Source organism: Deltaproteobacteria bacterium, from assembly GCA_016874775.1.
In the GTDB taxonomy this organism is placed as follows: domain Bacteria; phylum Desulfobacterota; class Binatia; order Bin18; family Bin18; genus VGTJ01.
The window spans coordinates 1-9,588 of record VGTJ01000208.1 but is presented as its reverse complement, the minus strand read 5'-3'; the positions used below and the strand labels follow the sequence as shown (position 1 = coordinate 9,588).

General features: G+C 53.8%; 8 protein-coding genes. 1 reads left to right on the top strand and 7 read right to left on the bottom strand.

Annotation, left to right across the window (positions count from 1 at the left end):
• Positions 1–254 precede the first annotated feature (254 nt).
• From cofE to FJ147_24795, 7 genes are all read right to left on the bottom strand, one after another.
• Positions 255–1,010 (bottom strand): coenzyme F420-0:L-glutamate ligase, encoded by a 756-nt coding sequence (cofE, locus tag FJ147_24825; GenBank protein MBM4259110.1) that lies wholly within the window; start codon positions 1,008–1,010, stop codon positions 255–257.
• Between the two features lie 90 nt (positions 1,011–1,100).
• A complete protein-coding gene (locus tag FJ147_24820) occupies positions 1,101–2,048 on the bottom strand; it encodes a 2-phospho-L-lactate transferase (GenBank protein MBM4259109.1) in 948 nt (315 codons plus the stop codon).
• Between the two features lie 173 nt (positions 2,049–2,221).
• Positions 2,222–3,493 carry a 7,8-didemethyl-8-hydroxy-5-deazariboflavin synthase subunit CofH gene (gene cofH / locus FJ147_24815; protein ID MBM4259108.1) on the bottom strand — a complete coding sequence of 424 codons (1,272 nt, stop codon included), beginning with the start codon at positions 3,491–3,493 and terminating at the stop codon, positions 2,222–2,224.
• A gap of 120 nt (positions 3,494–3,613) precedes the next feature.
• The gene (gene cofG / locus FJ147_24810) at positions 3,614–4,786 is read right to left on the bottom strand and encodes a 7,8-didemethyl-8-hydroxy-5-deazariboflavin synthase subunit CofG (GenBank protein MBM4259107.1); all 1,173 of its coding nucleotides are present in this window, start codon (positions 4,784–4,786) and stop codon (positions 3,614–3,616) included.
• 175 nt (positions 4,787–4,961) lie between these two features.
• Positions 4,962–5,687, bottom strand: a complete 726-nt coding sequence (locus tag FJ147_24805; protein ID MBM4259106.1) for a hypothetical protein — start codon at positions 5,685–5,687, stop codon at positions 4,962–4,964.
• A 4-nt stretch (positions 5,688–5,691) separates the two neighbouring features.
• The gene (locus tag FJ147_24800) at positions 5,692–6,276 is read right to left on the bottom strand and encodes a sigma-70 family RNA polymerase sigma factor (protein MBM4259105.1); all 585 of its coding nucleotides are present in this window, start codon (positions 6,274–6,276) and stop codon (positions 5,692–5,694) included.
• Positions 6,277–6,516: 240 nt separating this feature from the next.
• On the bottom strand, positions 6,517–7,302 hold the full coding sequence (locus tag FJ147_24795) for a DUF4394 domain-containing protein (GenBank protein MBM4259104.1): 786 nt from the start codon (positions 7,300–7,302) through the stop codon (positions 6,517–6,519).
• Between the two features lie 206 nt (positions 7,303–7,508).
• On the opposite strand from FJ147_24795, the gene FJ147_24790 reads away from it, so the two are divergent.
• A complete protein-coding gene (locus tag FJ147_24790; protein MBM4259103.1) occupies positions 7,509–8,987 on the top strand; it encodes a hypothetical protein in 1,479 nt (492 codons plus the stop codon).
• Positions 8,988–9,588 lie beyond the last annotated feature (601 nt).

Genomic DNA, 9,588 nt, shown 5'->3' with positions numbered 1-9,588 from the left:
ACTCAGAAATGGGCTCCTGCAGCACCATTGGCAACGCCGGTCTTAGCTTGTCGGGGCCGTGCCGCCAAGCATAGCACTGTCTCGTTTCTGCCTCCACGCTCCGCGCCGCGCGCTGTGGAGGACTCAGAATGACACGTCCGCAGGGCTCTCGCGTACAGTGTCCGAATGTCCTGTGGTTCGATTCAGACTCTCGAGGGTAGCGTGCGCTGTGCGCACCAGATTACTTCTTCTCCCTAAAGCCTAAAGCCTATAACCTAACGGAACAAATCCGCCTCTGCCGGGCGAATCAACTTTTTACTATCGCTATCCGCTGGAACGAATTTGTAGCCTCTGATGATAACCGCGGGGACCCCTGCGCCTTTCTCCATTAACAATCCAGCCGCTGCTGCAAGCTCATCGGCAACTGCAACGACGGTATGATGCAGTTCACGCCCACGCAGGTCGGTGTCCCCACGCAGGTCAAGAAGTGGGTCAAGTCCTGATACGCCGAGGGCAAACTCGACTAAGCCATCTCGCCACGGACGACCAAACGTATCTGTGATAATCACGCCAATCGTGACTTTACGTTGTTCTTGTAGCGTCAAGCGCAGCGCGCGTGCCGATCCGTCAATGTCTTTCGGCAGAAGAATAGCAATATCATCGCCAATGCTGTTCGATTCATCCATCCCCGCATTGGCACATACCCAGCCATGCTTGGTTTCGGTGATGACGACGCCATTTTTCATGCGCACGATACGACTACTTTCACGCAAGACAACCTCAACGGCGCGTGGATCTTTGTCCCATTGCGCAGCGATTTGCAGCGCAAAGGCCGAAGGCTCAATGGTTTTGAGATCGACCACTGCCCCTTCCGCTTTGGAGACGATCTTCTGACAAAGAATAAGAATGTCGTTCTCCTGCAGGCCAATCTGTGCTTGGTCAATGGCTTTCAGCAGAATTGCGGGAAGGTTATCACCCGGAGTGATCGCTGGGATACCGGGAATGGGAATGATTGAGATGGTGTTCATAATTCGAGACTCGTGACTCGTCATTCGTAAAAGGGGAGGGATAGTAACGTTTTACGTTTTTTGCCTTTGTTCCCTTCACGTTCTACGCGCTTGCTAATGTTTCGTATGTCGATAGCCAACTACGGCTTGTGCCAATGCAATTGACTTCTCCATATCACTCATAATCGTGTCTGTGACAATGACGGAGACCCCTAATTCTTCGAGTCGACTTTTTTGCTGCTGATCTTGGATATCAATGACAAAGGTGTCGAGAAAATCGCGATAGAGTCCGGCAACACCGACGGCTGAAACGTCAATACCAAGGCCGCCAAGCAGTCGATCTGCGGGTCCTTTGATCGGTTTACCAGCGACCAATGGGCTAATTGCGACGATGGGAGCTGCCGTTTCTCGTAGTGCTGCTCGTACCCCAGGGAGCGCGATAATAGGGCCAATGCTGACGATCGGATTGCTCGGAGGGAAAATCACTAACTGTGCAGAGCGAATAGCATCGCAGACGCCAGGTGCAGCACTTGCATTCTCAAGGCCACGAAGTTCGACCTTGCTGACGTTCCCTTCGCTGCGGCGCTTGACAAAGTATTCTTGAAAGGGGAGCGCTCCGGCTTCAGTGTGAACGAAGGTCCGCACTGGGTGGTTACTCATGGGTAAAATGGTACTCGCCACGCTCCACTGTCGCACGACAGCGGCGGTAACTTCGCTCAATGTTTTCCCTTGACGGAGCTGCTGCGTACGAAAGAGATGCGTGGCAAGATCCGCATCGCCTAAGCCGAACCAATTCTCGGGATAGTAACGCCCCAACGCAGTCAGACAACGAAACGTCTCATCTGGTAATCCCCAGCCTTTGCTCGCATCAACGGCACCCGCGAGTGTATAGGTAATCGTATCAAGATCTGGCGAGACCGAGAGGCCGAAAAATTCGTCGTCATCACCAGTGTTGACGATGACCGTCAGTCGCGCCGGGTCGATAACGCGGACCAAACCACGAAGGAATCGTGCGGCACCAACACCCCCTGCAAGGGCGGTGACGGTAAGATCAGTTTGCATTGTCACGCCTGCTCCCGATTTATTAGAGTCCTACAAGCTTTGTGCACGTCCAGCGTGACCGTTCGCTTTTGTCATTCTGAGCCCTTCGACTACGCTCAGGATAAACTCCGCGAAGAATCTCTCGGCGAGACTCTTCGTTTCACTCAGGGTGATGCCTCGGGGAGCATGTCATTTCAGTGTGACACTTGCTGCTTCTCGCGCTCAAAGGGATGCACATAGCGGAACTGTTCAGACGCCGCGAGTCGCTTGTATGACCCGAATTGCTCGTCTGGATTCTCAACCAGATCAAGCGGGCTCAGCTCCTCATCGTCACCAGTAAAGACTTTACGTAGCGTGTAGGTCGTCGAGCGCTCGGCTGGCGTACGGTCAAGGTCGCGTGCCAAGCGGCGGAGTTCTTTGGGCGGAACGAGCTGACCATATTGCGCACCCGCAGAAGTAGAAATGCTTTCATTGATCAGCGTGCCACCGAGGTCATTGGCCCCTATGGTGAGCAGATACTGCGCCATTTTCGGCCCTTCTTTGACCCATGAAGCTTGAATGTTGCGGAATGTCGGACCGAGCATCAGTCGAGCGACCGCATGCATCTTTACCACCTCTGCGCCAGTCGCACCTTGCCGGACATTCTTTACGAGCTTGCGCTGGTACATCGGCGCTTCTTGATGAATGAGCGATAGCGGTACGAATTCAGTAAACCCGCCGGTCTCTTTCTGAATGTCGCGCAGCAGGTTCATATGCTTGACCCAATGCATGGGGGTCTCGATATGGCCATACATGATCGTGGAGGTCGTGGGGATACCGAGACTGTGCGCTGAGGTGATGACCTCAATCCACTGTCGTACCGTCACGCGCCCTGGAGCGATAATGTCGCGAATATCTTGATCGAGGATCTCTGCTGAAGTGCCAGGCAGAGTACCAAGACCAGCGTCTTTCAACTCTTTCAGATATTGGATCACAGGAACGCCTGCGCGAACTGCGCCGTAATTCACTTCTTCCGGCGAGAACGCATGGACATGAAGATCGGGGAGCACTTTCTTGACGGCCTTGGTCAGGTCGATATACAGCCGGCCATCCATTTTGGGTGGCAGCCCTGCTTGCAAGCAGACCTCTGTCGCGCCCATATCGACGGCTTCTTGCGCACGCCGGAGGATTTCTTCCATTGGCAGGAAGTAGCTCTGCTCTTCGCGATACTCACGGCTGAACGCACAGAATGTGCAGTGTTTGATACAGACGTTGGTGAAGTTGATATTGCGATTGACGACGTAGGTGACCACATCACCGACGTGCCGACGGCGCATCTCATCAGCGACCAGACACACTGCTTGAAGATCAAGTCCATTGGTTTCGCACAGTCTGAGACCTTCACTCCATGAGATTTCTTCACCATCAAGAGCACGGTTGAGAATTGCGCTCACTTCGCGATCAACATGTTCAAGAATAGCTGACAGTCCGTTGGTTGCCACGGTAAAACTCCTTCACTAGGGGCTAGGGACTAGGGGGTGGGGAGGGTCTTTTATTCTTCACCCATCTATCTCTTTATCCATTTTCCCCTATAGCCTACTACAGCCTTAGGCCTGGGGCCTGACTGCGACTTGCTCTTGTAATTCTTGCGTACGCGGAAGCAGTGCCGGTAAGAGAAATCCTGGCCGGGTAATGTATTCCGGATAAATTGCCAGCCGTTCGCGTAAAGTAAATCCTTCTTCCTGACAGGTTTGCGCGAGCGTTACCAGATGAGGCCACGCAGCTTCAGGATTCACATAATCTTTCGTGACCGGCGAAATCCCACCCCAATCGTTAATCCCTGCACGCAGGATCAGTTTGTGATCATGTGGACTGAGATTGGGTGGCGCTTGCAAGTTCATTGGTCCGCCAAGAAGCAAGCGAGCGACTGCGACGGTTTTTGCCATCTCCAAGCTTTCGGGTTCTGGCGCATCCGCCATGCGTGTCTTTGGCTTGGCACGAAAGTTTTGCACGATCACTTCTTGAATATGGCCGTACTCGCGGTGAATGTCGCGGATCGCCAGGAGGCTATCGACGCATTCTTCGCGTGTTTCACCAATGCCGATGAGAATGCCAGTCGTGAAAGGGATCGCCAATTCGCCGGCTTCGCGTAACATCCGCACACGCACGGCAGGGTCTTTATCTGGCGCTGAGAAGTGGGCCATCCCGCGTTGGCGCAGGCGTGGGCTGATATTTTCCAACATCAAGCCCAGGCTGACGTTCACTTCCTTCAGCCACTTCATTTCGTCGTAACTCATCACCCCGGCGTTGGTGTGTGGCAGGAGTCCCTGCGCAAGGGTAATCTCGCAGGCGCGATAGATATATTCGGTCGTGTTTTTATGGCCAAACCCGGCCAGCGTGGCACGATAGCCGCTGTAGGCGAGTTCCGGCTTGTCGCCCAAGCACATCAGTGCTTCTTTACACCCTTGTGCTTTGCCACGTTCAACCCACTCCAACACTTCGTCTGGCGTCATGGTCCATGCATCAGGGTCGCGTGGGTCTTTGCGGAAGGTGCAATATGAACAACGATCGCGACAGAGGTTTGTGATCGGGAGGAAAACCTTGCGCGAATAGGTCACCGTTCTTCCCTTATGACGATCACGGAGTTCGCCAGCAGTCGCCAGAAGCGCTGGAACATCTTCATCAGCGCAGTTGATCAACGTGTAGCCCTCTTCAGCAGATAGCGCTTTATCCTGCAGGGCTTTGTTGAGAATCACTGAAAAGTGAGGTTGCACGGATATCTCCTGGTCAGGCTTGCCCGAGTATTAGTGTAGGGGGGTGGCAATGTCAACCACGTTTGCATTAGAAATATCACTTTCTTGTGATATTGTTTTTTGTTGCTGGGCGCTTCACAACCTTGAGTCCTTTGTCGAACTTCTATCGAATGTGAAGGCGCAGGGCAGACAGCGGACGTGGTTATGAACTCATGAGGACAGTGGGACCGGTCGGTTGTAAAGGGGCAGAGGTGGGTTCAACCGTGACAAAGAGCTGTTTTATTGGCGAAGTATAGGCATCGACCGGAATCGGCAGTTGCGTCAGGACTCCACCTTTCACGTCGACTGTGAATTGACCACATGGAACCGCTTCTCCGCCGACGAGCCGTGCCCATAACCGATACACCTGCTGGGTCGGTAAGGGAGGAAGATCGCGAATGACGACTGCAGCTTTCTTCATATCGAGATCGAGTTTCACGCTGCCCACCGATTGCGAAAGTGTCCCGGTGCCGCTGAGAGAAAAGGAGAGGACGACATTGGGTTGTTGCAGCAGCGTATTCACTTCGGATATGAGCTGCAGTTCTTGTCGGAGACGATAGTTATCCCAACCAAAGAAGATGGCGAGTGCCGCTGCAATACTTCCCACCATTCTGCTCCAATTGACCCGGGAGTCTACGCGGGTCGCTCGGTGTGGCTTCCCGGTTTGTGCTGCACGTAGAACGCGAAAACGTAAGTGAACTGGAGGGGCTGTCGCTGCGGCATAGGGGAGCAGGTGCAACACTTGACGTAAGCGGACGACTTCGGCTCCCAGGTCAGGATTCGTTGCCACCAGTTGTGCGAACTCCTTTGCTTCGCCCTCCCTCAGATCGCCTAAGACATAGCGTGTCATCATTTCTTCGAGAACGTCGGGATCAAAAGAGTTCGTCATAGTGTCATCCGAGAAGGTGGTGGAGAGAGTCTTTGAGAGTCATGAGTCCTTTGCGAGCCCAGGTTTTCACCGTTCCGAGTGGAGCATCGAGTTGCGCAGCAATTTCCGAATGGCTGAGATCCTTATAATACGCCAGCTCAAGCACCTGACGCTGGTTGTCTGGGAGTTGCGCTAAAGCAGTGTGCACCTGCTGTGAGCACTCAGTGAGTGACATCTGTTCCAGCAGTGTCGGAGCTGAGGTTTCCAGAGGAGTCATTTGCTTCCACCGGGTCAGGTTTTTCAACCTGCTTCCACGAGAACGCAGTTTATCGATAGCCCGTGAGCGTGTCATCGTGATGAGGAATGCGCTGAACGTTCCACGTGCAGGGTCATAGTCGCATTTGTTGTGCAGCGCAAGAAAAATTTCTTGCGTCAAATCTTCTGCCTCGTCCACCGTCGTTAAGATGGCGCGTGCGAGTCCATATACGAGGCTGGCATAGCGGTCGTAGAGGGCGCCTAGGGCCAAGGTCTGATCGTGCTTGAGCGCAGTTAACAACTCCTCATCCGTTGAGGATTGTCGTCCCACCATCTCGTCTACGAGAGAACGCATAGGCGAACCACTATCCGTACACCAAGGATTTCGAGAGCACCCCGGGTTGCCAGAGCACTCTGGAGTGTACGCTCTTATGACATACTACGTGCGTGAGCAGTGAATGGATGCGCACGCTGTTGCTACGGCAGTTTGCAGTTGTTTGAAGAGAGGTAAGACGTAGGCCGGAATAAGCGAAGCGTTTCCGGCAGATCGTGCCACGAACGGTCTATGGCCTTATCGCGGTCTACGCCGACATGTCTATTTATTCAATTGAAAACTGCTAGAAGGAACCGCTACTGCCGTAAGACCGACAAAATTCAGACTACCGTCGCCGATCGTGCCAAGCGTTGTTGCCGCGCCTGTCCCTAAATCGATCGCGTACAACGTTGCGCCAGACACTGCAAAGGCATGATCTTTTCCACTCCCATCAGTAAGAATGTCGAATCCTACCATCGGACCAAAGTCGATCCCCAGTGGTCCCACCGTCAGCAAAATCCCGTCATTCGGAGGCTCTTGCAGAACTAACACGTCAAGGTTGCTGTCGATATCAAACGTTTTAGTAATGGGAGCCTGAGGAATCGAGTTAGTATACGCAACAGCCGTGATGGTCGGCGTTGTTCCTGCGTTGTGATCGGTCGTAGCGTAGGCCAAGGAGCCGTCGACTGCCGTGGCTCCAAGGTCAGCGTGAACTCGTAAATTCTGTCCATTGCGGGCGAGCAGACGAAGACGATCGGATTGCGGATTAAAGTCTATACCCGAAGAGCGTGCCCCATCGAAGGAAATAGTGAGCGTACAGATCAATGTTGCGGCACCAGTGGTCGGGTCAATAGTGTAGATGTTGTTGGCATCCGAGACGCCATACAGCAGACCGTTGGCTGGCCGGAGGTCGATGCCTACCAGCGTGCCGGTCAGCCCGCTCACTTTGACGCGTGCCGTTTCACGCGGATTGTTCGAGGGAAAGCGAACGAGTGTGTTATCGTTGGTTAGACCAATGAGACTGATCTGCGCTGGTTGTCTTTCGCCAACCACAACGGTCACCTGCATTGTCAGAGAAAGTGTGGCAGCGAAAAGAAAGACAGCAAAGATACGTACTTGCTTTCTCCAGTTTCCCATTTTGCCATGGTCCCTTCCTTTCTACGAATCATGAATCGGGAATGGATGTGGAACCAAGATCCACGCAGGCCACTGCTTGCGTACTGTCTTAATGTGGAGGAAAAGCCCACAGCAGGACTGTATGAGGAGTAGGGGACATGTGCCGTGCGCAGCATACGAAGTCCAGACAACTCAGTCGCGTCATTGCTCTTTTTCTTGTCATAGTTGGCATCACCCGTGTCGCTGAGGCCAGCGATTGGCGTGACTCTCTCTCTTTTACGCTGAGTGAGCGGATACGAGGAGAGTTTGTCGATTGGTTCCAACCGTCAGTCGCGACCTCTGCGCGCCGTGCCCACCGCTACGACTTCTTCGCTAGCCAGTTGCGTCTTGGTGCGCGTCTGACCTTTCCCCACTTCCAATTCATGGTGGAATTACAAGACACGCGACTCGTGAACCTTCCACGCCATGCGAGTCTTGCACCACCGATTGGTAACCTAGGACCCGGCGCGAATTACTTTGTTCACACACGCACCACCAGCCACGGTGAAACGTTCTTGAAACAAGCATATCTCACGTTCCGGCATAGTGGCTTCGCTATGACCGTGGGGCGATTCGAATACAGCGATGGCGTGGAGACGATCCCAGCCGATTCTACGCTGGGCTGGTTGAAACGTGCGCGTTTGGGAGAACGCCTCATCGGTCCCTTTGGTTACACTCATGTGACACGCAGCTTCGACGGCACACGTCTAGCATACGATCAGCCACACTGGAACGTGACCGCCTTTGCGTTTCATCCGACTGCCGGGGGATTTGAGGTGAGTGCTAACCGGGAACTCGATCGTATCAGTCTCACCGGCATATCACTCACCGTGAAACAACTGACGAACGCCTTGCCGACTGATCTGCGGGTATTCTATCTCTACTATGAGGACAGACGGCGGGACCCACTCAAGGTCGATAACCGACCTCGCCCTGTGCGGCTCTCAGACAAAGAGCCAATCGCCATCCATACATGGGGCGGGCACGCGATTACTGCGATCGGGCTCGGACCAGGGACGTTCGATGCGCTGGTGTGGACCGCCTTCCAAGCTGGAGAGTGGGGTAAGCTCAACCATCTCGCCTGGGCGTATGCCGTTGAGTGTGGGTATCAACTCCCACGCCTTCCTTGGGCACCGTGGGTACGGCTTGGCTATAATCGCTCTTCGGGGGATGATGATAACACAGACAGTGAACACGCTACATTCTTTCAGATGCTGCCGACGGCGCGGATCTATGCGCAATTCCCGTTCTATAACCTCATGAATAGCGAGGATCTCTTCGTGCAGTTGATTGTGAAGCCGCATGACCGGGTCACGGTGCGTAGTGATTATCACTGGCTGCGAGTGACCGAGCGGCGCGATCTCTGGTATGCCGGTGGCGGGGCGACCAGCAACACGGTGTTCGGGTTCTCAGGGATTGCGGCTGGCAACCGTCGTGAACTCGCGCATCTTGTCGATCTCGGTATAACGATCAAACTTCACGACCGACTTACCGCGTACGTGTACTATGGTCACGCCTTTGGCCAAGGCGTAGCGCGGAACACCTTCTCTGGCAGTGATGCGAACTACGGCTATGTCGATGTGACGTTCCGCTATTAGAGTGGTTGCGGTTCGATTTCCCCTGGTCATTACCCTCACCCGCTCTCGCTGTGCTCGCTCTTCCCTCTCTCTGCCAGGGCGAGGGCTAGGGTGAGGGTCGCGAGCTGGGAGCTGAGGTAGAGGCGATCGCAGATTCCTCGAACAGAGTCAAAAAGGATAGAGAAGAGTTCTTTTCCTTCTTTCCTCCTTTTCCCCTGCCCTTTTTACCGTCTCGTCATGCCCAAAAGACCTCGCATCCAACCACACCCGCTCGCGCGTAGAATACGCGTGAACAGAGTAGAAGAACTTTTGGTGATATTCCTGCCGATCCGCTCGCCCCCTTAGCACCCATACCTCATGGACCAAGAGGAGACCCGAAGCTTCTTTGCTCTGTCACATGCATCATCAATGACACAAAATGGAGGTACGTATGTTGACCATTGCAATGACAATCCAACAACGGACAAAGCTACTTGTTTCCACCTCGTTGTTGCTGGCAGCATCTGCGTTCGCTGCACTGCCTGCGACTGCCGGTGAACTCTTAGGCATGGGCAAGAATTAAGTTACCGATTAAGAGCGAGGAAGAAGCGTATAGTTCCAATCGCCATGAAACTTACCGGGT